Consider the following 23,550-nt stretch of genomic DNA (forward strand, 5'->3'; position numbering starts at 1 on the left):
GCTGCACAAGGGAAGGCAGCTTCAGGCCGCCTTCACGGCCTCGGTTGGCAGGCCGCTGGCATCGCCCCAGCGGCGCTGCGCCATGACCAGCAGGCCTTCGAAGATGAGGTTGTCCACCAGCTCGAAGGGCCGCGTCATGCTGGGCACCATCTTCCAGCCTGCACCGCCGGCCATGACGCAGGCGGGTTCCATGCTGCAGTGCATGTACAGATGCTGGTACATGCGCTCCACGGCCCCGGCGATGGCGTAGGTGCCGCCGCTGGTCAGCGCATCGCTGGTGTTGGTGGGAAATGGCGTGACCGCGCCCGTGGGCACATGCAGGCCGGCCGTGCCGCTTTCCAGGGCGCGCAGCATGATGCCGTGCCCCGGCAGGATCAGGCCTCCCATGAAGTGGCCATGCTGGTCCAGCGCATCCACGGTGACGGCGGTGCCGATCATGACCACGATCAGGGGCCGCTCGGGCCCGCGCTGCAGGATGTGCTGGCGCGCGCCGATCATGGCCACCCAGCGGTCCGCCCCCAGGCGCGAAGGGAAGTCGTAGCCGTTGGTGACTCCGGCCTCGGCTGCGCCGGGCACGGCCCACTGCGGCTCGAAATCCCAGCCCAGCATCATGTCGATCTGGTCGTGCACGCGCCGGCGCGCCGTGTCGCCCGCCACCACGCAGCCCAGCATGCGCGTGGGCGTGGGCAGGTCGCTCCACGGCCCTTCGGCCAGGTGCTCTATGTGCTCGAGGAACTCCGCGCCGTGCGCCAACAAGGCGGCGCCAGGCCGATGCGCGTCGTACATCGCCCATTTCAAGCGGGTGTTGCCGATGTCTATGGCCAAAAAAGTCATGGGCGGGATTATCGGAGTTTTCCGGAGGATAGCGTCAGCCATGGACGACAACTGAGTGAGGACGTGAACGCAAGAATGGCGCAAATGTCAAAAATCCGGGAGCACTCCTGCCCGGCAGCGCGCGTTGCCACGGTTAGGCGTTACATTGGCCTTTCCGTTTTTCCACCCACCAACAGGAGTCACCCATGGGACTTTTCAGTTTCATCAAGGAAGCCGGCGAAAAGCTGTTCGGCGGCAGCGCCGCACAGGCAGCCGAGCCTGCGCAAGACCTGAATGCCAAGGCGGCCAAGGCCATCGAGACCTACATCGGCACGCAGAACCTGGGCGTCAGCGACGTGAAGGTGCAGTTCGACGGCTCGCAGGGCAAGGTCACGGTGCTGGGCACGGCCCCCACCCAGGCGGTCAAGGAAAAGGTGACGCTGTGCTGCGGCAACGTCTCCAGCGTGCAGTCGGTGGACAACCAGATGGCGGTGACCAACCCCGAGCCCGAAGCCCAGTACCACGACGTGGTGCGTGGCGACACGCTGTCGGCCATTGCCAAGAAGTTCTATGGCGATGCCAACAAGTACCCGGTGATCTTCGAGGCCAACAAGCCCATGCTGAGCCACCCCGACAAGATCTACCCCGGCCAGAAGCTGCGCATCCCGGCGCTGTGATCTCTTTGTCTCCGTAAAAAAACCGCCTTCGGGCGGTTTTTTCGTGGGCTCAGTCAGTAGTCAGTATTTACCGCTCAACAGCGCACCGAATCCCGGAACGGCTGTAGGCAAGCCCAGGCGCCTGAGCATCATGAACGTCGTGGCCACCGAGGAAGACAGTACCGGCAGGCCGACGCGGTCCTCGATGGGCTGCACCGAGGCCAGCGAGGGCATCTGCACGCAGGCCGAGGCGATGACCGCGTCGGCGTTGGCCGTGTTCAGGCGCCGCGTGATCTCGATGGGTGCGCGCGCATCCTGGGCGCCCACCTGCAGGTTGTCGGCGATCTCCAGCGAGATGCTGTCCACCACTTCGATGCCCTCGTTCTCTATGTAGTCGATGACCAGCTGCGTCAGCGGCTTCATGTAGGGCGCCAGCAGAGCCACCTTTTTCGCGCCGATGGCGTGCAGGCCATCGACCAGTGCGCCGGCGCTGGTGACCACGGGCGCGGGGCCGCCGTTGTCCACGGTGCGCTGGTGCAGGCGCGCCTCGGAGACACGGTGGTAGCCGCGCCCCATGCTCATGATGGCCACCAGGCAGGCATAGCCGAGCACATCGACACGCGCGTCCGACAGTTCCAGCGCGCAGCGGTCGCTATCGCCGTCCATGGCGGCCAGCTCTTCCTTGGTCACATGCTTCATGCGCATGCGGCTGGAATGAAAGGTGAAACGCTCGGGCGCCAGGGCCTCGCGGGCGCGCAGGATGGCGGGGATCTCGGTCTCCATCGTGGTGTTGGAGCTGGGCACGATCTGCCCGATGCGGAAATGGGTTTTGGCTGTCATGTCAATCCATCGTGATGTGGTTGGCCTTGATCACCTTGCCCCAGTGATCGGTCTCTCGCTGCACCAGGGCGCCCAGCGCCTGCGGGCCGAGGAATCGCGGCTCCACGCCCTGCAGGGCCGCGCGCTTTTGCACGTCGGGCGACTCCAGGGAGGTCTTGAGCGCGTCCGACAGCCTGGCGATGGCCTCGGGCGGCGTGCCCGCAGGCGCGAACAGGCCGACCCAGGCTTCCAGCTCGAAGCCCGGCAGGCCCGCTTCGGCCGTGGTGGGCACATCGGGCAGCATGGGATGGCGCGTCTTGCTGGTCACGGCCAGGGCCCTGAGCTTGCCCGTCTGCACATGGCCCAGCACCGAAGGCGGCGTGGTGATGAACATCTGCACCTGCCCGCCCAGCACGTCCTGGATGGCAGGGCCGGAGCCCTTGTAGGGCACATGCGTGATCTGGGTCTGGGTCACCTGGGCGAACACGGCCGTGCCCACATGGGACAGCGAGCCATTGCCCTGCGACGCGTAATTGACCTTGCCCGGGTTCTTGCGCAGATAGGCAATGAATTCCTGCAGATTGTTCGCCGGAACGGAAGGATGAACGGCGATCACATTGGTGGCGGCCACGATCAGCCCCACGGGCGCCAGCTCGGACTGCGCCCAGGGCAGCTTGGGGAACAGGGCCGGATTGCCCACGTGGTAGGCCGAATACGAGGCCAGCAGCGTGTAGCCGTCCTTGGGCGCCCGGGCCACCATCTGGTAGGCGATGTTGCCGCTGGCGCCGCCCCGGTTGTCCACCACCACCGACTGTCCCAGCAGGCGCGACAGCGGGTCGGACGCCAGGCGTGCCGCCGTGTCCACCACGCCGCCGGGCGGGTTGGGGACCACGAGGGTGATGGACTTGGCGGGAAAGCCCTGGGCCAGTGCGGGCCCTGCGCCCAGCAGGGCGGCGGCTGCCAGACCGGCGGCCTGCAGCACAATGCGTCGATTCATGCTTGTCTCCATGTTCTCTTTGTACCAGCGCATTCTTGCGGGCCTGCACGCGGCCGAACAGCCGTATCTCGTTGATCCATCCTTCGTCTGTGGTGGAGGATGAGGATGATCAACCTGCACCGATTCGATCTGCTGACGCTGCGCCTGTATGTGGCCGTGGTCGATGCCGGCAGCCTGACGGCCGGCTCGCGCACGCTGGGGCTGTCGTTGGCGGCGGCCAGCAAGCGGGTGGCCGAGCTGGAACAGCACTGCGGCGTGACCCTGCTGGTGCGCAGCAAGCGCGGCGTGACGCCCACGCCTGCCGGCCAGAGCATGTACCACCATGCGGTGGACGTGGTGGCCCGGCTGGAGCACCTGGCCCTGGCCATGGACGACTTTCGCAGCGGCGCCACGGGCCAGTTGCGCCTGTGGGCCAACAACTCGGCGTTTGCGGGATTTCTGCCCCGGCTGCTGGCCGACTTCATGGCGGCCCACCCGGGTGTGTCGGTGGACCTGGAGGACGCGCTCAGCGAGGAGTCCGTGCGCGCCGTGCTCAGCGGCGTCGCCGAGCTGGCCATCATCGGGGAGAACACGCCCCTGGAAGGGCTGAGCACCCAGGTGTGCGATGTGGACGAGCTGGTGCTCGTCATGCCGCGCGGCCATGCACTGGATACGGACGACGCCGCCCCCGTGCCCCTGGCCACCGTGCTGGACCACGACTTCGTGAGCCTGGCCCGCTCCACCTCGCTGATGCGGCGCATTGCAGCCGAGGCCGAATCCATCAACCGGCCCGTGCGGATCCGCATCCAGGTGCGCAGCTTCGACGCCATGTGCCACATGGTCTCGGTCGGGCTGGGGCTGGCCATCCTGCCGCGCGCCGCCACCGCGCCGCACCTGGCAGCGCGGGCACTGCGGCTGCGCCCGCTGGGCGCACTCAATACCCGGCGCCGGCTGCTGCTGGCCATGCGCTCGCAGGCCACGCTGTCAGGACCGGCCCAGGCCCTGGTGGACATGGTGGCCGCCCGGGCGGTGGCATTGGGCTTTGCGGAGCCGGAGCGCTGAAACCCCTTTTCAAACGCCGTGCTCGGCGCACCACTGCGTGACCGCATCGCGGAAATCCAGGCACAGCGGCGACAATCTGGCGCCTGCACGCCAGCACACGGCCAGCTCGTGGCTCCAGGCCATGCCTTCGCCGCGCAGGGCCACCAGGCATTGGCCCTCGGGCTGGTGCAGGGCCTGCGACAGCATCAGACCGAGCAGGTCCGACTGACGCAGCAGCTGGGCAAAGGCCACGGGCGAGGCCGTGCTTTCCACCGCCACGCGCGGCGGTGCCAGCCCGGCCAGGGCGAACTTCTCGTCCAGCCATTGCCGCAGGTATAGCGAGGCTGCGGGCATGGCCCAGCGCTCGCCCACCAGATCCGGCCAGCCGCGCAGTCGGCAAAGCCTTGGATGATCCGCACGCGCCACGATCTGCATGCGCATGGTCCCCAGCGGCATGCACTCCACATCCGCAGGAATCTGCGCCGGCACGGCCACCAGGGCCAGGTCGATGTGGCCCTTGCGCAGAAGGGTCATGAGGTGCGCGCTCATATGGGTTTCTATTGAAAAGGTGGCCAGCGGGCGCTGTACGAAGAAACGCGCCAGCAGCGGCGAGACAAGCGACGGCATCAGGTAGGGAATGGAGCCCAGGCGCACCTGGCCGGCATGGCTGGCGCGCTGCTCGTCCAGCGCGCTGCGCAAGGCCTGCATGGACTGCAGCACGCCGCGCGCATGCGCGAGCATGCCGGTGCCCGTGCGGGTCAGGGTCAGGCCCTTGGCCGCGCGCTCGAACAGGGCCAGGCCTGCCTCGTCCTCCAGCCGCGCCATGGCCTTGGACAGTGCCGACTGGGTGAGCCCCCTGGACTCGGCCGCCCGCTGCTGGCTGCCGTGCTCGGCCACGGCCACAAACAGCTCCAGGTCATCGATGCGCATGCGGTGTCCCTCCATGAATGGCCCGCGCGCATTCCCGCATGCCCGGCAGGCATTCCAAGTTTCCACACGGGAATACCGGCGCACCAGGGGGATACCTAGACTGGTTTTTGTCGCCAGCCGTGCCAGGCCCTTCCCAATCCACAGGAGACAGACATGCGGCAACCATTGCAAGGAGCGCAGCCACCATGCCATGCGGCAGCCATGACACGCCGCCGATTCGGCCTGTGCGCCGGCGCGGGGCTGCTGGCCCCGGCAGCCATGGCGGCCGCGCCGGACGGGCCGGACGGGCCTTCCCGCTATCCGCGCAGACCCATCACCCTCGTCGTGCCTTCGGTGGCAGGCAATGTCAACGATGCCGTGGCTCGCCTGCTGGGCCAGGGACTGACCGAGCGCTGGGGCCAGCCGGTGGTCATAGACAACCGCCCGGGCGCAGGCACCACCACAGGCACCAAGCTGGTGGCACGGGCACCTGCCGATGGGCATACCGCCTTGCTGACCTTTACCGCCCATGTGCAAAACCCGGCCCTCTACGCGCAGGTCGGATACGACCCGATTGCCGACTTCGAGGCCGTGAGCCTGGTCGCCAAATCCTCGGTCATCCTGGCCGTCTCGGCGGACTTTCCGCACCGCAGCCTGGCCCCCCTGGTGCAGGCCGTGGCCGCGGAGCCGGACAGGTACGCCTACGGCTCCTACGGCGTGGGAACCACGGGCCACATCCTGGGCGAGCTGCTCAAGCGCCAGGCCAGGCTGAAGATGGCGCATACGCCCTACAAGGGCGGCGTCCCCCTGGGCAACGATCTGGCGGCAGGCCACATTCCCATCGGACTGATCGCCGTGGGCACGGCCATGCCGCTGCTGCAGGCGGGCCGCATCGTGCCCGTGGCCATCACCGGGGCCCGACGCTCTACCCTGCTGCCCCAGGTGCCCACCTTCCTGGAGTTGGGCTACCAGGGCTTCGAGCCCGACGCGTGGATGGGCCTGCTGTTTCCGGCAGGCACCCCGCAGGCCATCACGGCGCAGCTGTCCCGCGAAGTTGCGCGCCTGGTGCAGCAGCCCGCCATCGTGCAGCGCCTGCATGGCCTGAACCTGGAGCCTGTGGGCAGCACGCCCCAGGCCTTTGCCGCCACGCTGCGCGCCGACCAGGCCAAATGGGCGCAACTGGTGCGCGAACTCGACATCCGGCTGGAGTAGCCATGGCCGACAAACACTACCGGGCCCTGGTCTGCACCCACTGGGGCCACTGGAATGAACTGGAACTGCAGGCACTGCAGCGGCCCGTGCTGGCACCCGGCCAGGTCCGCATCCGTGTACGCCATGCGGGCATAGGCTTTGCCTTGAGCCTGTTCGTCGCAGGCACCTACCAGCGTAGGCCGCCCCTGCCCTTCACGCCCGGCACCGAGGTGGCGGGTGAAATCATGGAGGTTGCCCCCGATGTCCGCCAGCTGCGCCCGGACCTGCGCACGGGCCAGCGCGTCATTGCGGCCTTGGACTGGGGCGCGCTGGCGCAGGAAGCCGTGGCCCTGGCCCATACCGTCTATGCCCTGCCCGATGCCGTCCCCCTGTGCGCAGCGGCCGCCCTGCCCATCACCTATGCCACCTCCTGGTCGGCACTGCAGTGGGCGGCCCGGCTGCAGGCCGGGGAAAGCGTGCTCGTGCACGGAGCCAGCGGCGGCCTGGGCATGGCGGCCGTCCAGATCGCCAGCCACCTGGGCGCGCAGGTCATCGCCACGGCCAGCACCGAGGAAAAGCGCTCGGCAGCGCTGGTCCATGGCGCCGCCCACGCCCTGCCATCCGACGCCGTGGCGCTGCCCACGGCCGTGAAGGCGCTGTGCCCCGCAGGCGGGGCCCAGGTGGTCTTCGACCCCGTCGGCGGCGACCTGGCCGATGCCTCCCTGCGCTGCATGGCACCCGGGGGCCGCCTGCTGGCCATGGGCTTTGCCAGCGGGCGCATTCCGCAGTTTCCCGCCAATCTGCTGCTGGTGAAGAACCTGGGCGTGCTGGGCTTCAACTACGGCCGCTATATCGGCTGGGGACTGACCGACGAGCGTGCCGTCCACGCACCGGCCGTGCAGGCCCTGGTCGGGCAGATCACTCAAGCCGTCGCCAGCGGGGCCATCGCGGCGCCACGCACCATGCACTTTCCCTTGCCGCAGTGGCAGCAGGCACTGGACACCACCATGTCGCGCCGCGCCGTGGGCAAGGTCATCCTGGATTTCTGATGTCTTCGACTCCCCATCCATTCGACGATGAGCCACTGCTGGCCGGCATCACCGTCCTCGACATAAGCCAGGGCGTGGCCGGCCCCTACTGCGGACTGCTGCTGCGCCAGCAGGGCGCGCGGGTGATCAAGATCGAACCGCCCGCTGGCGACTGGAGCCGGCAGATGGGCAGAAGCCGGGATGGCCAGACCGCCATCTCGGTGGCCTGCAACGCCGGCAAGCACAGCGTGGTGCTGGACACGCGTGCGCCCGAAGGGCGCGCGGCGCTTCAGGCGCTGGCCTTGCGCGCCGACGTGGTGCTGCAGAATTTCCGCCCCGGCGTGGCAGCCCGCATGGGCGCCGACCCCGTGCAACTGGCCGCAGGCAACCCGCGCCTGGTCTACGTGTCCATTTCCGGCTATGGCAGCGAGGGGCCGATGGCCGGACTGCCGGCCCTGGACACGACCATGCAGGCCTACGGCGGCCTGATGCACGCCAACCGCGACCCGGCCACGGGCCAGCCCCGCCGCATCGGCCTGCTGCTGGCCGACCTGGCAACGGCCCTGTATGCCGCCCAGTGCGCCACGGCAGCGCTGTTGCGGGCCGCACGCACGGGCCGGGGCCGGCACCTGGAACTGTCCATGCTGCAGGTCTGCGCGGCCCTGCAGTCCTACCTGGTCATTGAAGGCGCCCTGTTCCCCGGCGCGGAGGCCTCGGCCTTCAACGCGCCCACGGGCCTGTTCCCCGTGGCCGATGGCATGCTCTACCTCAGCATGCTGGACGACGCCATGTTCGCCCGCCTGTGCAAGACCATGGGTTTTGACGATTGGCTGCAGGACCCGGCCCTGCGCAGCAGCGCGGGCCGGCTGCCGCAGGCGCAGCACCTGTCGGCCCGGCTGGCGCAGGCCCTGCTGCACCAGCCACTGGCCCATTGGGAGCGGCTGTTCAAGGACAACGACATCCTGTTCGGACGCGTGCGCCACCCCTTCGAACTGCTGGACGATCCCCAGTCGGCGCACCTGTTCCAGCGCACGCCCGGCCACTGTGCCTGGCCGGGCCTGCCCCTGCCGCGCCTGCCGGGACAGACGCATGCGACGGATGCCCAGGCCCTGGTGCCGCCCGCGCTGGGCGAACACACGCAGGCCGTGCTGCGGGAGTTCGGCCTGCGCTGACTACTGGCGCCAGGGCAGGCCGCGCAGGCGCCAGCCGCCGACATGGCCGCGCTGGCCGTTGGCATCCACGTCGCCCTCGAAACCTTCGAGGATGTTGTAGGCCTCGATGCCCAGTTGCGTCGCACGCTGGGCGGCAGCCACCGAGCGCACGCCGCTGCGGCACAGCAGGACCACCTTGCCGCCTTCAGGCACGGCGGCGCGCAGCTGGCTGTCGAAATCGGGATTCATCGCCATGGACGGCCACTGCTTCCAGGCCACGGCCACGGCACCCGGTACGCGGCCCACCCAGTCGCGCTCGGCATCGGTGCGCACATCGACGAGCACGGCTTCGCCGGATTGCAGCCATTGCCAGGCAAGTTCGGCAGGAATGTCGCCTGCATAGCCCGGTGCGGGCTGGACGGTCAGCGGGATCGCTGCGGGGACGGGAGCGCTTGCGGTCATGGATTGGCTTTCTGAATAAGACGCGGTTGTGTGCACGGCAAGAATAACCGGCCGCCTGCGTGAGCACGCATGAGGCCGCATTGATCCGCATTGAGCTGCCTGAAGTCGCCTCAAGTCGCCCCCGGGCGCCTCGCCTACTCCCAGGGAGGCAGCAGCTTGTCGCGCAGCACCTGGCGCTGCGCCTCCCAGCCCGGCATGACGCTGGCCACCGTGGCCCAGAAGCGCGGGCTGTGGTCCATGTACCGAAGATGGGACAGCTCGTGCACGACCACGTAGTCGATGACCTCGGGCGCGTGCTGCATGAGCCGCCAATTCAGCCGGATGGCGCCCGCCGTGTTGGCACTGCCCCAGCGCGTGCTTGCGCTGGTCAGCCTCAGGCTGGTCCACTGCACGCCCAGGAGCGGTGCGTGGCGCTGCAGGCTGGCCGTGAACCAGGAGCGCGCCTCGCGCAGCATCCAGGCCTGCACGCAGGCGCGCACCTCGGCGGCCGATGCCCCGGGCGCCAGCGGCAGGTGCAGGGACTGGCTGCCGTCGGCCGCCTGTTCACGGTGTATCTGGCGCGTGCGCAACGGCTGGGTTTCGCCGCCGGTCAGGCACAGCTGCAAGGGGCGGCCCAGGTAGCCGATCTCCGCGCCGTGCTCCCATCGTATGCGTGCCGCCTGCTGGGTTTGCTGGCGCTGGCCGGCCTCGTGCAGCTTGCGCAGTATCCAGCCCGATTTCGCATCCAGCGCCTGTGCGATGGCAGCCATGTTCACCCAGGCCGGTGCGCTGACCACCAGCCCCTGCGCGCCGATGGTGAAGCCGATGGTGCGCCGGCGCGAGCGCTGCAGCCGGTAATGCAGCACCTGTCCCTGGAGGACCGCCTGCTGGTTGGCCTCCGGATGGACGCTGGGACTGTCCTCGGGGATGGTGGATGGAGACGGGGCAGATGAAGGAGGAGGCGCGGATGGAGGCTGGGCGGGGGGAGCGGCCCGGTCACGGCGCGGCTTCAGCCCGCCGCCCTGCGTTTGCACGGCAGGTGGCAGCAGCCAATCCCAACTGCGCTGTGCCGGGTCCGCCATGCCGCTCTCCGGCGCCTCAGGCGCGGTAGGCCTCGGGGTCGAGGCGCTGCATTTCGGCCTCGATCCAGTTTTCGACTTCCACCATCAGCTCCTCGTGCTTGCGGCCCACGGAAGGAATGGGCTTGCCGATGGAGACATCCACCACGCCCGGCGTCTTGATGAAGGCCTTGCGCGGCCAGCACTTGGCCGAGGTGACGGCCACGGGCACGACCGGCACGCCGGTCATGATGGCCAGGCGCGTGGCGCCGGTCTTGTACTCGCCCCTTTGGCCGCGCGGGATGCGCGTGCCTTCGGGAAACATGATCACCCAGGTGCCCTGGCCCAGCAGGCGCTTGCCCTGCTCGACCACCTTGTGGAAGGCACGCGAGCCGTGCTTGCGGTCGATGTGGATCATGTCCATGCTGCCGATGGACCAGCCGAAGAAGGGCACCATGAGCAGCTCCTTCTTGAACACATAGGCCAGCGGGCGCGGCATGATGGCCGGCATGAGGAAGGTCTCGTAGGTGGACTGGTGCTTGACCAGCAGCACCACGCCCTGCTTGGGATCGGTGGGCAGGTTCTCCATGCCCTGCACGCGGTGGCGCACGCCCATGATGACGCGGGCGCTGTCCACCGACAGCTTGAGCCAGGCGCGCGCCACGGCATAGACGCGGCGCGGCCCGCCGCCCAGCCAGCGCGTGAGCAGCACGGCCAGGGTGTAGGGGATCACGGTGATGCCCATCCAGAGCATGTGGAGGGTGGAGCGGATCAGGGACATGGCGGCAGTGTGGTGCAGAAAGCGGCGCAGGGGCCGGGCGGCAGGCCCGGGCCTTGCGCCCTCAGGAATCGGAATTCACAAAGATAGCATTGTGCGCAGGACGGCAGGCCGGCGGCGCATGGGAAAAGCGCCGTTCGGGCGTTCAGGCGTTCAGGGAGCCGGTGCGGCATCCGCCGGAACCAGCGCATCGGCCAGCGCGGCCAGGCTGGCATGGCGCTGGGTGCCGGGCGGCAGCCCGGGCGGCAGCGCCCCGTCCAGAGACACTCCGGCGCTGGCGCCCGTGCAGACCAGGTGCAGGCGCGCGCCCATGGCGGCACCGGCCTGCAGGTGGGCCACGCAGGAGCCGACCACCCACAGCTGGTGGCCCTCGACGCCGAAGCGCTCGGCAATCTGCTCGAACAGCGCCGTGCCGGGCTTGCGGCAATGGCATTCCTCGTCCGGCGCATGGGGGCAGTAGAAAACCGCATCGACGCGCGCGCCTGCCGCCGCCATTTCACGGTGCATGCGCGCGTGCACGGCATTGAGTTCGGTCACGTCGAACAGGCCCCGGCCCAGGCCCGGCTGGTTGGTGGCGACCACCACATGCCAGCCCGCCCGGTTCAGGCGCGCCACGGCTTCCAGCGCCCCGTGCTGGGCCGTCCAGGCCTCGGCCGAGCCTATGAAGCCCTCCTCACCGATCTGGTTGAGGGTTCCGTCACGGTCCAGGATCGCAATTTTCATGGTCGGGTCCCAAGAATGTCAGAACTCAATTGCGCGCGTCCCAAGACGAGGGACACCGAGGAAGGGCCGCCCCGCACCGAGGGTGTCGTCCCCCTCCCTTGCGAAGCAAGTAGAGAGGGGGAAGGCGAGAAGCGCCTCAGGGGGTGCTCCATTTACGCCAGTCGCGAAAGGTCCGCCACGCGGTTCATGGCTTCGTGCAAGGTCGCCAGCAGGCCCAGGCGGTTGGCCTTGAGCGCCGGGTCTTCGGCGTTGACCATCACATGCTCGAAGAAGGCATCGACCGGGGCGCGCAGCGCGGCCAGGGTCTGCAGGCTGGCCGTGTAGTCGCCGGCAGCAAACTGCTGCTGTGCCTTGGGCGCCACCGATTGCAGGGCCGCGTAGAGGTCCTTCTCGGCCACCTCGGCCAGCACGGCCGCGTCAACCTGGGCCTGCACAGCCTGGTCGGCCTTCTTGAGGATGTTGCCCACGCGCTTGTTGGCGGCGGCCAGGGCCGGTGCCTCGGGCAGTTCGCCGAAGGCGCGCACGGCCTCCAGGCGCTTTTGCACGTCGGACAGGCGCTGCGGGCGCAGGGCCAGCACGGAGTCCACTTCCTGGGCCGAGAAACCCTGCTCGCGCAGGTTGCCGGCCAGGCGGTCGTAGATGAAGTCGGCCAGCTGGGGCGTGGCGTCCTCGATCTTGTCGCCGAAGGCAGGCAGCACGCTGACCAGCAGGGTCTCCAGGTCCAGCGCCAGGTCCTTCTCGACCAGCATGCGGATCACGCCCAGCGCATGGCGGCGCAGCGCGAACGGGTCGCGGTCGCCCGTGGGCAGGTTGCCGATGCCGAACATGCCGACCAGGGTTTCCAGTTTGTCGGCCAGGGCCACGACCACGCCGGCGTTGCCGCGCGGCAGTTCGTCGCCCGCAAAGCGGGGCTTGTAGTGGTCCTCGATGGCATCGGCCACGGCCACGTCCAGGCCGTCGTTGAGCGCGTAGTAGCGACCCATGGTGCCCTGCAGTTCGGGGAACTCGCCCACCATGTCGGTCACGAGGTCGGTCTTGGCCAGTTGCGCGGCCAGGTCGGCCTGCTGGGCCAGGCCCGTGTCGCCCAGCTGGCGGGCAATGCTCTTGGCGATGGAGCGCACGCGCTCCACGCGCTCGCCCTGGGTGCCGAGCTTGTTGTGGTAGACCACCTTGCCCAGCCCGTCCACGCGCGAGGCCAGGGTCTTCTTGCGGTCCTGGTCGAAGAAGAACTTGGCGTCGGCCAGGCGCGGGCGCACCACGCGTTCGTTGCCGCCGATGACGGCGCTGGCATCCTGGGGGCTGATGTTGCTGACCACCAGGAACTGGTGGGTCAGCTTGCCGGCGGCGTCCAGCAGCGGGAAGTACTTCTGGTTGGCCTTCATGGTGAGGATCAGGCATTCCTGCGGCACGTCGAGGAATTCCTTCTCGAACTCGCAGACCAGCACATTGGGACGCTCGACCAGGGCCGTGACCTCGTCCAGCAGGGCATCGTCCTCGATGGGACGGACACCGCCGCCCACGCGCTCGGCAGCGGCCTGCAACTGGCGCGCGATCTCGGCACGGCGCTCGGCGAAGCTGGCGATGACGGCGCCTTCCTCGCGCAGCTGCGCGGCGTAGTCATCGGCAGAGCGGATGACCACGGGATCGACCGCCGCCTCGAAGCGGTGGCCATGCGTGGCCGTGCCGGCCGTCAGGCCCAGGGCTTTGACGCCGATCAGCACCTCGGTGCCGTGCAGCACCACCAGGCCGTGGGCCGGGCGCACGAAATGGACGCTGCTCCAGCCGTCGGCCAGCTGGTAGCGCATGACCTTGGGGATGGGCAGCCTGGCAATGGCTTCGTCCAGCGCCTTTTGCACGCCGTCGGCCAGCATCACGCCGCGCACGGTGGAGGCGTGGAACAGGGCCTCGGCCTTGCCCTCGCCCTGGCGCGTCAGGCCGGCAACGGCTTCTTCGCCGGCGCCCAGGGCGGCCAGCTTCTTGATCAGGGCGGGCGTGGGCTTGCCGTCGGCGTCCAGGCCCACGGAGACGGGCATGAGCTTTTGCGACACGGCCTTGTCCTCGGCCTGGGGCAGGACTTCGGTGATGTGGGCGGCCAGGCGGCGCGGCGAGGCATAGGCCGTCAGGCGCGCTTCGCTGGAGGCCAGCAGGCCCTGGGCCTTGAGCTGCTCGAACAGCACGCCGGCAAAGGCGTCGCCCAGCTTTTGCAGCGCCTTCGGGGGCAGCTCTTCGACAAACAGTTCAACAAGAAGATTCGATGCGTTCATGGTCTGGTGTTCTCTCGGTGCAGCGGTGTCCGCCTCAGGCGGCCTTCTTGCCCTGTTGTTCGGCGGCCTTGGCCAGCTCGGCCAGCACTTCGTCGGCATGGGCCTTGGGCGCCATGGGGAAGCCCAGGCGCGCACGGCTGTCCATATAGGCCTTGGCCACGGCGCGGGCCAGGTTGCGGATGCGGCCGATGTAGGCGGCACGCTCCGTCACGCTGATGGCGCCGCGCGCATCAAGCAGGTTGAAGGTGTGGGCGGCCTTGAGCACCTGCTCGTAGGCCGGCAGCGCCAGCTGTTCGCCGATCAGGTGGTTGGCCTGCTTTTCGTAGGCGCCGAAGGCGGTGAACAGGAAGTCGGCGTCCGAATGCTCGAAGTTGTAGGTGGACTGCTCCACCTCGTTTTGGTGGTAGACGTCGCCGTAGCTCAGGCCGTCGGTCCAGGTCAGGTTGTAGACGTTGTCCACGCCCTGCAGGTACATGGCCAGGCGCTCCAGGCCGTAGGTGATCTCGCCCGTGGCGGGCTTGCAGTCGATGCCGCCGACCTGCTGGAAGTAGGTGAACTGCGTCACCTCCATGCCGTTGAGCCAGACTTCCCAGCCCAGGCCCCAGGCGCCCAGCGTGGGGTTCTCCCAGTCGTCCTCGACGAAGCGGATGTCGTTCTTCTTCAGGTCGAACCCGAGGGCTTCGAGCGAGCCCAGGTACAGCTCCAGGATGTTGTCGGGCGCGGGCTTGAGCACCACCTGGAACTGGTAGTAGTGCTGCAGGCGGTTGGGGTTGTCGCCATAGCGGCCGTCCTTGGGGCGGCGGCTGGGCTGCACGTAGGCGGCCTTCCAGGGCTCGGGGCCCAGGGCGCGCAGGAAGGTGGCGGTGTGCGAGGTGCCCGCGCCCACTTCCATGTCATAGGGCTGGAGCAGCGCGCAGCCCTGGTCGGCCCAGTAGGACTGCAGCTTGAGGATGATTTGTTGGAAAGTGAGCATGACTTGTTTCAGGCGTCGCACGCAGGCCGGGGCCGCGCCGGTGAATGAGAGGCGGCTCGCGCCGCGCAAACGACGATTTTAAGGCGCCGCCCGGCCGTGCGCCGTGGCGCCGGCCTGCGGCCCCACTGCGGCGGCGACGCCACGCGATCTGCATCAAAAAACAGAGCACGCATTGCATACAGGCAAAGGCCATGGCGCGGGACCAACTGGAAACAGGCCTTGCAAGGCCCGGCAGCTTCATTTTTTGACAATTCACCGGGGCCGCGGCCGGTGGCCGTTCGCCACGCCGCCATGCACGCCCCCTAGAATGGCCCATTGACCTTTTTTGTCGTGGACCACCACCGCCCCGGAGCCTGCCATGAACCTGATGAACATCATCACCAAGCAACTGATAGAGATCATCGAGTGGACCGATGACTCGCGCGACACGCTCTCCTACCGCTGGCCCGATGACGACAAGGAAATCAAGAACGGCGCCCAGCTCATCGTGCGCGAGTCGCAGCAGGTGCAGTTCGTCTCGGCCGGCCAGTACGCCGACCTGTTCAGCCCCGGCAAGCACACGCTGACCACGCAGAACATTCCCATCCTGTCCACCATCCAGGGCTGGAAGTACGGCTTCAACTCGCCGTTCAAGTGCGATGTCTACTTCATCAACACGCGCCTGTTCACGGGCAACAAGTGGGGCACCTCCAACCCCGTGATGGTGCGCGACAAGGACTTCGGCGCCGTGCGCCTGCGCGCCTTCGGCACCTACGACTTCCGCATCGTCGAGCCGGCCAAGTTCCTCAAGGAAGTGGCGGGCACGGACCAGAACTTCCGCATCGACGAGTTCGCCGACACCATGCGCTCGCGCATCATCAGCGTGTTCACCGAGTCGCTGGCCAAGGCCCAGGTGCCCGTGCTGGACGTGGCCCAGCGCTATGGCGAGCTGGGCGATGCGCTGCTGCCGCTGATCAACCCGGCCATGACGGACAAGTACGGCCTGGAGATCACCAGCTTCGTGCTGGAGAACGTGTCCGTGCCGCCCGAGGTGGAGCAGGCCATCGACAAGCGCTCCAGCATGACGGCCATCGGCAATCTCAACGACTACGTCAAGTACCAGATGGGCCAGGCCATGACCACGGGCGGCGAAGGCGCTGCCGCAGCCACCCTGCCCGCCACCATGGCCATGGGCTTCGGCATGGCGCAGGAGATGATGAAGAGCATGCAAAACGGCGGTGGCGGTGGCGGTGGCGCACCGGCCGGCCAGGGCCAGACGTCCGATCCGTTCTCGCCCGCTGCCGCACAGGCGGCCCAGGCCCCCGCAGCGCCCGCCGCCGGTGGACTGCAGGTGCTGACCCCGGCCCAGGCGGCCCAGGTGCTGGGTGTGAGCGAGGCCGATGTGCTGGCCGAGATCCAGGCCGGCAACCTCAAGGCACGCCAGATCGGCAGCCAGTGGCGCATTGCGCAAGCCGCACTCGATGACTTCCTGCGCGGCTGACATTTCCGTGGTTTGACCCTTTGCGGCGCCAGGCCCTGCCTGGCGCCGCGTCCCGTTTTCCAGGACCGATGCCGTGAGCGCGCCCTCCTCCAGTTCCTCCAGCACCTCGACTTCCCCCGCCTCCGGTTCCTGGGAGGCCGCAGCCGCCGCGCCCGCCATGGTGCGCAAGCACCCCTGCCCCGAATGCGGCGCCAATCTCGAATGGAATGCCCAGGCCCAGGCGCTCAAGTGCCCGTACTGCGGCACCACGGTGCCCTGGAGCGAGGAAACGCGCGAGGAGCTGGGCCGCGATGTGGTCGAGCAGGACCTGGCCGAGGCGCTGCGCAACCCCCAATCCGGCAGGGGCTGGGGCACGGAGGACCGCTACGAGGTCCAGTGCCAGAACTGCCGCGCCATCTCGGTCTTCGTGAACCGCACCGTGGCCCAGCGCTGCGACTTCTGCGGCTCGCCCTCCATCGTCGCCCATGAGGAGCAGGGCGATGCCATCACGCCCCAGAGCATCCTGCCCTTCAAGATCAGCGACGGCCAGATCCGCGACCGCATCCGCCAGTGGTACGGCAGCCGCTGGTTCGCACCCAACCGCCTGAAGTCCGCAGCACTGACCGACACGCTGCATGGCGTCTACCTGCCCTACTGGACCTTCGACGCCCACGCCAGCGCCGACTGGCAGGCCGAGGCGGGCTTCTACTACTACACCAACGAGTCCTACCGCGACAGCAACGGCAACGTTCAGACGCGCCAGGTGCGCCATGTGCGCTGGGAGCCGGCCTCGGGCAGCCTCGCGCATTTCTTCGACGACGAACTGGTGCCCGGCACCGTGGGCGTGCACGCCAACCTGCTGCGCCAGGTGGAGCCCTTTCCCACCACCACCGACCTCAAGCCCTACACGCCCGAGTTCGTGCGCGGCTGGACCGTGGAGCGCTACCAGATCGACCTGGGCAAGGCCGCCCAGGTCAACGTGCAGGACATGGACGAGCAGCTGCGCGCCCTGTGCGCACGCCAGGTGCCCGGCGACACCTACCGCAACCTGCAGGTGCAGCGCGAGTACCAGGGCCGCACCTTCAAGCACATCCTCGTGCCGGTCTGGCTGGTGGGATACACCTACGGCAGCAAGACCTTCCAGATCATCGCCAACGGCTACACCGGCCAGATCGCGGGCGAGCGCCCCTACAGCGCCCTCAAGATCACGCTGGCCGTGCTGGCCACGATCATGGTGCTGGCGCTGCTGTGGGTGATGTTCGGCCAGTAAGTAGGCCGGCTGCCGCTCACCACGCGCTCCAGACCTCTTCGGCAAGCCCGAAGGCGGTGCTCGCGCCGGAACCTCCGGTGACCGCCACCACACGCGTGGCCTCGTCGGGCGCATGCACCACGCAGGGCGCGTCCTGCGCACTCGGATAGACGCCCACCCAGCGCTCCACCACCTGGGCGTCGCGCAGGTTCAGGGCCTCGTTCATGTGGCGCAGCATCAGCCCGTCCACGGCCTCGCTGGCAAAGGGCTGGGGCGCTGCGCCGTAGTGGTGGGAATCGCCCACCACCAGGCTGCCGTCGGCGCTTTGCACGGCGATCAGGTGGATGCCGTGGGCCAGGCTCTCGCCCTCCTCCCGCTCCAGTTCGGCGCGCAGCGCGGCGGCTTCGGGCAGGGCGCTGTAGCCCTCGTATCTGACCATGCTCAGGTCACCCATGACCGAGCCCTCGAGCCGAAAGCCCGGCTGCGGCCGCACGCGCAGCATCTGCAGCTGGCACAGCTGGATGCGGTGCGGCGCCCACAGGCCGGCGAACAGGCCGCCCGGGTCGGCGTTGTTGCAGACCACCACGCGTTCGCCGTGGTAGCTGGCGCGCGTGCTGCGCACCCGGGGTGCCGCCACCTCGAGCACGGCCTCGCCGAAGCGGAAATCCACGCCCATGGCCTGCTCCAGCCACTGCGCCAGCCGGGCAATGGCCGTGCGCGACTCCACGCGCAGCTCATGCGGGCTGTAGAGCACGGCACTGAGGTCTCCGGTGCGCAGTGCCGGGTGGCGTTCGGCGGCCTGGGCCGGCGTGAGCAGCTCGCAGCGCTCGCCCATGGCGGTGCTCAGAAAGGCATGGAGCACGGCCTCGGCACTGGGGCGACGCGCCGTCAGCCACAGGCCGCGGTGCACGACCTCGATGCCGGCCTGCGGCGCGATCTCGGCCCAGGTGTCGCGCGAGCGCATGGCACGCCGCCAGTGGGCGCCTGCCTGCTGGCCCGTGACGGTCACAAAGCCGAAGTTGCGGATGGAGGCGGAGATGCAGGCCGCGTCGCGCTCGATGACGAGCACGCTGCGGCCACGGCGCGCAGCCGCATAGGCGTGGGCCAGGCCGACAATGCCGGCCCCCACCACGATCAGGTCGTAGTTCTTCATGGGAGGAAACAGAGGAAAAGGAAAGGAAAAATCAGCGCTGGCGCCAGCGCTGCGTGCGCCGCTGCACCCAGGCATCCAGCGCCGCGATCAGCAGCCGGCCCGTGGCGGCCGTGGCAAAGATCAGCGTGGCCATGGCCGCGGCGGGCGCGGTGTCGCCCGCGTCGTCCATGGCCAGCACGGCCACCGAGGCCAGCGTGGTCTCGGGCGAGTAGAGGAACACCACGGCCGACACCGTGGTCATGGCATTGACGAAGAAGTAACCGGCCACCTGCATCACCACGGGCATGCACACCGGCAGGTGCACGCGCCACAGCAGCGTCCAGAAGGCCACGCCCATGGAATCGGCCACGCGCTCGTATTCGGCATCGAGCTGCTGCAGCGCGGCCAGTTGCGTGATGTGCGCCACCGAGAAGAAATGCGCCACCGAACACAGCACCAGGATGGCCATGCTGCCGTACAGGAAGTGCAGCGGATTGCCCTGGGCATTGAAGAACAGGATGTAGCCCAGGCCCAGCGCCAGCCCCGGCACGGCCATGGGCAGCGTGGCCACGGCATGCAGCCACTGGCGCGTGCGTGCCCAGCGCTGGGGCTTGGCCACCAGGTAGGCGGTCACGAAACTCAGCACCGCCCCCACCACCGCCGTGGCCAGCGCCATGGACAGCGAGTTGCCATAGCTGGCCCAGCCGCCGCCGTCCATCATGTCGAAGCGGTAGTTCTTGAACGTCAGCGCGAGGTTGTAGGGCCAGTAGCTGACCAGGGAGGCCAGCACGGCCGTGCCCATGACGGCCAGCAGCGCCAGCGCCACCAGCGCGCAGTAGGCAAGCAGCGCGCGGTCCAGCGGCGCATGGGGCTGGGGCATCAGCGGCACGGAGCGCACGCCCATGGTCGCCGCCTGCCGCGCACGCAAATGGCGCTCTGCCGCAAAGGCCAGGCCGGCCGGCACCAGCAGCAGCATGGCCACCACGGCGCCCATGGACAGCTTTTGCTGGCCTATGACCTGCTTGTAGATATCGGTGGCCAGCATGGCCGTGTTGCCGCCGATGACCTTGGGCACGCCGAAGTCGGTCACCACGAGCACGAAGACCACGATCCAGGAAATCATCAGCCCGTAGCGGCTGGCCGGCAGCGTGACCTGGCGGAAGCTGCGCCAGCGGCTGGCGCCCAGCGTGGCGGCAGCCTCGTACAGGCGCGCATCGCCCGAGGCCAGCGTGGTGCACAGGATCATCAGCGCATGCGGAAAGGTCCAGAGCACCGAGCCCACGATGATGCCGAAGGGCCCGTAGGCCGAGCCTCCCTGCAGCCAGCCCTTGAGCAGGCCCTGGCTGCCGAACAGGTAGATCAGGCTGATGGCCATGAGCAGCGAGGGGGCCAGCAGCGGCACCAGGGCCAGCCCCCGGAACCAGCGCGCCAGCGGCATGCAGCTGCGCACCACGCCATAGGCGTAGACATAGGCCAGCAGCACGCAGACCGTGCTGCTCACGGCCGACAGCCACAGGCTGTTGAACAGCGATTGCGCCACGCCCGGCATGCGCGCATAGGTGATGAACTGGGCCAGGCCCGTGAAGCGGCCCGTGTCGTCCCAGAAACTCCTGCCCAGCAGGCTGGCCACCGGCAGGGCGATGGTGGCCAGCAGCCAGGCCAGTGCCCCCAGCACCAGGGCGCCCAGCCACCAGCGCTCCCAGCCTGCGCTGCGCCCCCGAGGACGCACGGGCCCTGCAGGCGCGCTGCGGCGGGCGGGAACGGAGCGGTCCACCGGCACGGGCACGGGCACGGGCACGGAAATGGCCGTGTCCATGGGATGCGCGCTCATGCAGCCTTCCTCGCGTCGGGCGCCGCCAGCGGCTGCAGTGCGGCGGCGGGCAGCTCCATCAGCACCTCGCCCTGCAGCCAGTCGGGCAGGCCCACATCGTGGCGCAGCGGCCACTGGGCGTCGATCTGGCATTGCAGGGTGGAACTGAACAGGCGCACCAGGGCCATCGATCCGAGGAAGGAGGTCTCCACAACGCGGGCGCGGAACAGGTTGGGCAATGCCGTGGGCTGGGCCGGGTGCAGCACCACGCTCTCGGGCCGCACGCCGACCAGCAGGGCAGCGCCCGGCTCGAAACCGGCCAGCGCGCAGCGCAGGCTGGCCTCGCCGATGCGCACCTGGTCCGCCGATTCGGCCGTGGCCGGCAGCAGGTTCATGCGGCCCACGAAGCCGGCCGCGAACTGGCTCACGGGCCGGGCATAGAGCTGCTCGGGCGAGCCCTGCTGCTCGATGCGGCCCTGGTGCATGAGCACCACGCGGTCGGCCATGGACAAGGCCTCTTCCTGGTCGTGCGTGACCATGATGGAGGCAATGCCCAGCTGGCGCTGCAGCTGGCGGATCTCGCTGCGCAGCTCGGTGCGCACCTGGGCGTCCAGGGCGGACAGCGGTTCGTCCAGCAGCAGCAGGCGCGGCCGGGGCGCCAGCGCGCGGGCCAGGGCCACGCGCTGCTGCTGGCCGCCCGACAGCTGGGCCGGGTAGCGCTGGGCCTGCGCGCCCAGGCCCACCAGGGACAGCATCTCGGCCACACGCTCGCGCGCCTGCGCCGCAGGCTGTGCGTTCAGGCCGAAGGCCACGTTCTGCGCGGCCGTGAGATTGGGAAACAGCGCATAGCTCTGGAAAACAACGCCGAAGCCACGGCGTGCGGCAGGCCAGCGCGTGATGTCATCGCCCTGGAACAGCACCCTGCCCTCGTCGGGCATGTCGATGCCGCAGACGATGCGCAGCAGCGTGGTCTTGCCGCAGCCCGAAGGGCCGAGCAGGCTGACGAACTCGCCCGCCTCCACGTTCAGGTCAATGCCGCGCAGCACCTGCTGCTCGCGGTAGCGCTTGGCGATATGGTCTATGCGCAGCATGGCGTGGCCCTCGACTTACTTCTTTTCCGATTTGGCTTCGTAGCGGCGGCTCCACTCGGCCAGGATGCGGTCGCGGTTGGCCGCAGCCCAATCGAAGTCGTTCTTCGCCAACCGCTTTTCGAGATCGGCAGGAATGAACTCCAGCTTCTCCTGCGCCTCGGGCAGGGCCAGCACGGCGAAGTTGGCGGCGTACAGCTTGTTGGCCTCTGGCGTGACGGCCCAGTCGGCCAGCGCCTTGGCGGCTTCCTGCTTCTTGCTGGTCTTGAGGATGGCCGTGGCCTCCACGTCCCAGCCCAGGCCTTCCTGCGGGAAGACGATGTCGATGGGCGCACCGTCCTTCTTGGTCTTGCTGGCGCGGTACTCGAAGCTCAGGCCCACGGGGAACTCGCCGGCCCCCGCCTGTCGGCAGGGCTTGGAGCCGCTGTGCGTGTACACGCCCATGTTCTGGTGCAGGCCGTCCATGTAGGCCCAGCCTTTTTCCTCGCCCATGATCTGCAGCCAGGCCGCGACCATCAGGTAGCCCGTGCCGCTGGAGGCCGGGTGGGGCATGGTGATCGTGCCCTTGAATTCGGGCCTGACCAGGTCGGACCAGCTGGCGGGCACGGGCAGCTTGCGCTTGCCGGCCTCCACGGTGTTGAAGCAGATGGCCGAGGACCACAGGTCCATGCCCACCCAGGTCGGCTGGGCGCGCGGATCGCGCATGTTGGCGCGCACCTTGTCCAGGCCCTTGGGCGCGTAGGGCTGCAGCATGCCCTGCTTGTCCAGCAGCATCAGCGAGGTGGCGGCCACGCCCCAGATCACGTCGGCCTGGGGGTTGGCCTTCTCGGCCAGCAGGCGGGCCGTGATGATGCCCGTGCTGTCGCGCACGAACTTGAGTTCGATATCGGGATGGGCCTTCTCGAAGCCGCTCTTGTAGGCCTTGATCTGGTCGGCCTCCAGCGCGCTGTAGACCAGCAGCTCGGTCCTGGCCGCGTGGGCAAGGGTGGCGAAGGAGGCGACGGTCAGCGCCGCGGAGGCAATGGCGAGGCGGCGGCCCAGGGAGGCAAGGGTGTGGCGCATGGCGTGGCAGTTCCGTTGTGGGTTCGTGGACAGGTGGCAGGTTCACCACCTCTGACACCCACTTTAGGAAGCGCAGGTGAAACGCCCGTGTCACACAACGGAAATTTGGCGAAGCGGGTATTGGCGGATTTGGGTGTCCCCCTCACCCTGCCATCCGCCACGCTCCCCGCTTCTTCAGCCGCGCGGCTTGCCCCTGCCTGTGCGCGTTGCCTGGGCGGCCTGGGCCGCCTGGGGCTGCAGCGCATCCAGCAGCCGGTCCTGCAGGCGCGCGCGGTGCGCCAGGTCCTGATCCAGCCGCGCGGCCAGCGCGTCGATGTGCTCGCGCATCAATTGCTCGGCGCGCGCCATGTCGCCAGCGGCCAGCGCATCGACGATGGCCTCGTGGTCGGCATTGGAGTGCTGGGCCTCGGTCTGCGACTGGTACAGCGCAGACACCAGGGTGGTGCGCGCCGACAGGTCGGCCATCATGGCCGTGAGGAAGCGGTTGCCCAGTTGCTGCGCCAGGCAGACGTGGAAGTCAGCCAGCAGCACGCTGCGCTGGCCGGCGTTGTCGGCCTCGGCAATGGCGCCGCGCTCCTGGGCCACGTGCTGGCGCAGCGTGCGTATGGCCGCCTGCAGCGGCCGGCCCGCGTCGCGCAGCATGCCGGACTCCAGCACGCGGCGCGCGGCATAGGTTTCCTGGGCTTCCTCGAACGAGGGCTCGACCACGTACCAGCCCTGGCGCGAGCGCACCTCGACGAAACCGCGCGCCTGCAGCTGCATCAGCGCCTCGCGCACCATGGTGCGGCTCACGCCGAAGACCTCGGCCAGTTCCTTTTCGCCCAGGCGTTCGCCTGGGCGCAGCTTGCGCTCGACGATGGAGCGCATGACACGCTCGGCAATCAAGGCCGGCCCGGTGGCCGGCGCATCCTGCGGCTCGGACATGGCGG

General features: G+C 68.8%; 22 protein-coding genes. 7 read left to right on the top strand and 15 right to left on the bottom strand.

Annotated elements, in window-relative coordinates; all coding sequences use genetic code 11:
• Positions 1-21 precede the first annotated feature (21 nt).
• Positions 22-834, bottom strand: a complete 813-nt coding sequence (locus ACFPFG_RS14510; RefSeq protein ID WP_183020166.1) for a type III pantothenate kinase — start codon at positions 832-834, stop codon at positions 22-24.
• Between the two features lie 185 nt (positions 835-1,019).
• Between ACFPFG_RS14510 and lysM the strand changes: the two genes are divergently transcribed.
• Positions 1,020-1,490 carry a peptidoglycan-binding protein LysM gene (gene lysM, locus ACFPFG_RS14515; protein ID WP_183020165.1) on the top strand — a complete coding sequence of 157 codons (471 nt, stop codon included), beginning with the start codon at positions 1,020-1,022 and terminating at the stop codon, positions 1,488-1,490.
• Between the two features lie 60 nt (positions 1,491-1,550).
• Here the strand turns inward: lysM and ACFPFG_RS14520 are convergent, their stop codons facing one another.
• Together ACFPFG_RS14520 and ACFPFG_RS14525 are read right to left on the bottom strand one after the other, a co-directional pair.
• On the bottom strand, positions 1,551-2,309 hold the full coding sequence (locus ACFPFG_RS14520) for a maleate cis-trans isomerase family protein (RefSeq protein WP_269670910.1): 759 nt from the start codon (positions 2,307-2,309) through the stop codon (positions 1,551-1,553).
• A gap of 1 nt (position 2,310) precedes the next feature.
• Positions 2,311-3,285 (bottom strand): Bug family tripartite tricarboxylate transporter substrate binding protein, encoded by a 975-nt coding sequence (locus ACFPFG_RS14525; protein WP_183020164.1) that lies wholly within the window; start codon positions 3,283-3,285, stop codon positions 2,311-2,313.
• 105 nt (positions 3,286-3,390) lie between these two features.
• Here ACFPFG_RS14525 and ACFPFG_RS14530 point away from each other — a divergent pair, with 105 nt between their 5' ends.
• Positions 3,391-4,326 carry a LysR family transcriptional regulator gene (locus tag ACFPFG_RS14530; RefSeq protein ID WP_183020163.1) on the top strand — a complete coding sequence of 312 codons (936 nt, stop codon included), beginning with the start codon at positions 3,391-3,393 and terminating at the stop codon, positions 4,324-4,326.
• Positions 4,327-4,335: 9 nt separating this feature from the next.
• Here the strand turns inward: ACFPFG_RS14530 and ACFPFG_RS14535 are convergent, their stop codons facing one another.
• Positions 4,336-5,235 (bottom strand): LysR family transcriptional regulator, encoded by a 900-nt coding sequence (locus tag ACFPFG_RS14535; RefSeq protein ID WP_380107152.1) that lies wholly within the window; start codon positions 5,233-5,235, stop codon positions 4,336-4,338.
• A 201-nt stretch (positions 5,236-5,436) separates the two neighbouring features.
• Between ACFPFG_RS14535 and ACFPFG_RS14540 the strand changes: the two genes are divergently transcribed.
• Genes ACFPFG_RS14540 through ACFPFG_RS14550 form a run of 3 tightly spaced genes read left to right on the top strand, consistent with a single transcriptional unit; the run spans position 5,437 to position 8,605 of the window.
• Positions 5,437-6,426, top strand: coding sequence for a tripartite tricarboxylate transporter substrate binding protein (locus ACFPFG_RS14540; protein WP_380107154.1), 990 nt, complete (start codon positions 5,437-5,439; stop codon positions 6,424-6,426).
• Positions 6,427-6,428: 2 nt separating this feature from the next.
• Positions 6,429-7,454, top strand: coding sequence for an NADPH:quinone oxidoreductase family protein (locus tag ACFPFG_RS14545; RefSeq protein ID WP_380107156.1), 1,026 nt, complete (start codon positions 6,429-6,431; stop codon positions 7,452-7,454).
• Entirely contained in the window at positions 7,454-8,605 is a 1,152-nt protein-coding gene (locus ACFPFG_RS14550; protein ID WP_380107158.1) for a CaiB/BaiF CoA transferase family protein, read from the top strand. Before ACFPFG_RS14545 ends, ACFPFG_RS14550 begins: the two co-directional genes overlap by 1 nt.
• On the opposite strand, the gene ACFPFG_RS14555 is transcribed toward ACFPFG_RS14550, so the two are convergent.
• From ACFPFG_RS14555 to glyQ, 6 genes are all read right to left on the bottom strand, one after another.
• Positions 8,606-9,046 (bottom strand): rhodanese-like domain-containing protein, encoded by a 441-nt coding sequence (locus tag ACFPFG_RS14555; RefSeq protein WP_380107160.1) that lies wholly within the window; start codon positions 9,044-9,046, stop codon positions 8,606-8,608.
• A gap of 134 nt (positions 9,047-9,180) precedes the next feature.
• Positions 9,181-10,107: a M48 family metallopeptidase gene (locus ACFPFG_RS14560; protein WP_380107162.1), complete on the bottom strand. Its 927-nt coding sequence runs from the start codon at positions 10,105-10,107 to the stop codon at positions 9,181-9,183.
• 16 nt (positions 10,108-10,123) lie between these two features.
• On the bottom strand, positions 10,124-10,864 hold the full coding sequence (locus ACFPFG_RS14565) for a lysophospholipid acyltransferase family protein (protein WP_013804242.1): 741 nt from the start codon (positions 10,862-10,864) through the stop codon (positions 10,124-10,126).
• A 150-nt stretch (positions 10,865-11,014) separates the two neighbouring features.
• The gene (locus ACFPFG_RS14570; RefSeq protein WP_183020156.1) at positions 11,015-11,584 is read right to left on the bottom strand and encodes a D-glycero-alpha-D-manno-heptose-1,7-bisphosphate 7-phosphatase; all 570 of its coding nucleotides are present in this window, start codon (positions 11,582-11,584) and stop codon (positions 11,015-11,017) included.
• Positions 11,585-11,736: 152 nt separating this feature from the next.
• Positions 11,737-13,848, bottom strand: coding sequence for a glycine--tRNA ligase subunit beta (gene glyS / locus ACFPFG_RS14575; RefSeq protein WP_183020155.1), 2,112 nt, complete (start codon positions 13,846-13,848; stop codon positions 11,737-11,739).
• Between the two features lie 34 nt (positions 13,849-13,882).
• Complete coding sequence (gene glyQ / locus ACFPFG_RS14580; RefSeq protein WP_012203218.1) at positions 13,883-14,821, bottom strand: glycine--tRNA ligase subunit alpha; 939 nt, start codon at positions 14,819-14,821, stop codon at positions 13,883-13,885.
• Between the two features lie 358 nt (positions 14,822-15,179).
• Between glyQ and ACFPFG_RS14585 the strand changes: the two genes are divergently transcribed.
• Both ACFPFG_RS14585 and ACFPFG_RS14590 read left to right on the top strand, forming a co-directional pair.
• On the top strand, positions 15,180-16,301 hold the full coding sequence (locus tag ACFPFG_RS14585) for an SPFH domain-containing protein (protein WP_380107166.1): 1,122 nt from the start codon (positions 15,180-15,182) through the stop codon (positions 16,299-16,301).
• Between the two features lie 73 nt (positions 16,302-16,374).
• Positions 16,375-17,550: a TFIIB-type zinc ribbon-containing protein gene (locus ACFPFG_RS14590; protein ID WP_380107168.1), complete on the top strand. Its 1,176-nt coding sequence runs from the start codon at positions 16,375-16,377 to the stop codon at positions 17,548-17,550.
• 16 nt (positions 17,551-17,566) lie between these two features.
• Here ACFPFG_RS14590 and ACFPFG_RS14595 read toward each other — a convergent pair whose 3' ends face one another.
• The 5 genes from ACFPFG_RS14595 to ACFPFG_RS14615 form a co-directional block, all read right to left on the bottom strand.
• Positions 17,567-18,682 (bottom strand): TIGR03364 family FAD-dependent oxidoreductase, encoded by a 1,116-nt coding sequence (locus ACFPFG_RS14595; RefSeq protein ID WP_183020153.1) that lies wholly within the window; start codon positions 18,680-18,682, stop codon positions 17,567-17,569.
• 31 nt (positions 18,683-18,713) lie between these two features.
• The gene (locus ACFPFG_RS14600; RefSeq protein ID WP_183020152.1) at positions 18,714-20,492 is read right to left on the bottom strand and encodes a putative 2-aminoethylphosphonate ABC transporter permease subunit; all 1,779 of its coding nucleotides are present in this window, start codon (positions 20,490-20,492) and stop codon (positions 18,714-18,716) included.
• Positions 20,489-21,562 carry an ABC transporter ATP-binding protein gene (locus ACFPFG_RS14605; protein WP_183020151.1) on the bottom strand — a complete coding sequence of 358 codons (1,074 nt, stop codon included), beginning with the start codon at positions 21,560-21,562 and terminating at the stop codon, positions 20,489-20,491. Before ACFPFG_RS14605 ends, ACFPFG_RS14600 begins: the two co-directional genes overlap by 4 nt.
• Before the next feature lie 15 nt (positions 21,563-21,577).
• The gene (locus tag ACFPFG_RS14610; RefSeq protein ID WP_183020150.1) at positions 21,578-22,621 is read right to left on the bottom strand and encodes a putative 2-aminoethylphosphonate ABC transporter substrate-binding protein; all 1,044 of its coding nucleotides are present in this window, start codon (positions 22,619-22,621) and stop codon (positions 21,578-21,580) included.
• 174 nt (positions 22,622-22,795) lie between these two features.
• The gene (locus ACFPFG_RS14615; protein WP_183020149.1) at positions 22,796-23,545 is read right to left on the bottom strand and encodes a GntR family transcriptional regulator; all 750 of its coding nucleotides are present in this window, start codon (positions 23,543-23,545) and stop codon (positions 22,796-22,798) included.
• Positions 23,546-23,550: the final 5 nt, after the last annotated feature.

Origin of the sequence: Delftia deserti (genome assembly GCF_042653485.1) — a bacterium.
In the GTDB taxonomy this organism is placed as follows: Bacteria; Pseudomonadota; Gammaproteobacteria; order Burkholderiales; family Burkholderiaceae_C; genus Comamonas; species Comamonas acidovorans.

What these genes read in the sequence shown, in the direction of transcription:
- ACFPFG_RS14510 (WP_183020166.1), bottom strand. Translation starts at nt 834, where the DNA reads ATGACTTTTTTGGCCATAGACATCGGCAACACCCGCTTGAAATGGGCG.
- lysM (WP_183020165.1), top strand. Translation starts at nt 1,020, where the DNA reads ATGGGACTTTTCAGTTTCATCAAGGAAGCCGGCGAAAAGCTGTTCGGC.
- ACFPFG_RS14520 (WP_269670910.1), bottom strand. Translation starts at nt 2,309, where the DNA reads ATGACAGCCAAAACCCATTTCCGCATCGGGCAGATCGTGCCCAGCTCC.
- ACFPFG_RS14525 (WP_183020164.1), bottom strand. Translation starts at nt 3,285, where the DNA reads ATGAATCGACGCATTGTGCTGCAGGCCGCCGGTCTGGCAGCCGCCGCC.
- ACFPFG_RS14530 (WP_183020163.1), top strand. Translation starts at nt 3,391, where the DNA reads ATGATCAACCTGCACCGATTCGATCTGCTGACGCTGCGCCTGTATGTG.
- ACFPFG_RS14535 (WP_380107152.1), bottom strand. Translation starts at nt 5,235, where the DNA reads ATGCGCATCGATGACCTGGAGCTGTTTGTGGCCGTGGCCGAGCACGGC.
- ACFPFG_RS14540 (WP_380107154.1), top strand. Translation starts at nt 5,437, where the DNA reads ATGACACGCCGCCGATTCGGCCTGTGCGCCGGCGCGGGGCTGCTGGCC.
- ACFPFG_RS14545 (WP_380107156.1), top strand. Translation starts at nt 6,429, where the DNA reads ATGGCCGACAAACACTACCGGGCCCTGGTCTGCACCCACTGGGGCCAC.
- ACFPFG_RS14550 (WP_380107158.1), top strand. Translation starts at nt 7,454, where the DNA reads ATGTCTTCGACTCCCCATCCATTCGACGATGAGCCACTGCTGGCCGGC.
- ACFPFG_RS14555 (WP_380107160.1), bottom strand. Translation starts at nt 9,046, where the DNA reads ATGACCGCAAGCGCTCCCGTCCCCGCAGCGATCCCGCTGACCGTCCAG.
- ACFPFG_RS14560 (WP_380107162.1), bottom strand. Translation starts at nt 10,107, where the DNA reads ATGGCGGACCCGGCACAGCGCAGTTGGGATTGGCTGCTGCCACCTGCC.
- ACFPFG_RS14565 (WP_013804242.1), bottom strand. Translation starts at nt 10,864, where the DNA reads ATGTCCCTGATCCGCTCCACCCTCCACATGCTCTGGATGGGCATCACC.
- ACFPFG_RS14570 (WP_183020156.1), bottom strand. Translation starts at nt 11,584, where the DNA reads ATGAAAATTGCGATCCTGGACCGTGACGGAACCCTCAACCAGATCGGT.
- glyS (WP_183020155.1), bottom strand. Translation starts at nt 13,848, where the DNA reads ATGAACGCATCGAATCTTCTTGTTGAACTGTTTGTCGAAGAGCTGCCC.
- glyQ (WP_012203218.1), bottom strand. Translation starts at nt 14,821, where the DNA reads ATGCTCACTTTCCAACAAATCATCCTCAAGCTGCAGTCCTACTGGGCC.
- ACFPFG_RS14585 (WP_380107166.1), top strand. Translation starts at nt 15,180, where the DNA reads ATGAACCTGATGAACATCATCACCAAGCAACTGATAGAGATCATCGAG.
- ACFPFG_RS14595 (WP_183020153.1), bottom strand. Translation starts at nt 18,682, where the DNA reads ATGAAGAACTACGACCTGATCGTGGTGGGGGCCGGCATTGTCGGCCTG.
- ACFPFG_RS14600 (WP_183020152.1), bottom strand. Translation starts at nt 20,492, where the DNA reads ATGAGCGCGCATCCCATGGACACGGCCATTTCCGTGCCCGTGCCCGTG.
- ACFPFG_RS14605 (WP_183020151.1), bottom strand. Translation starts at nt 21,562, where the DNA reads ATGCTGCGCATAGACCATATCGCCAAGCGCTACCGCGAGCAGCAGGTG.
- ACFPFG_RS14610 (WP_183020150.1), bottom strand. Translation starts at nt 22,621, where the DNA reads ATGCGCCACACCCTTGCCTCCCTGGGCCGCCGCCTCGCCATTGCCTCC.
- ACFPFG_RS14615 (WP_183020149.1), bottom strand. Translation starts at nt 23,545, where the DNA reads ATGTCCGAGCCGCAGGATGCGCCGGCCACCGGGCCGGCCTTGATTGCC.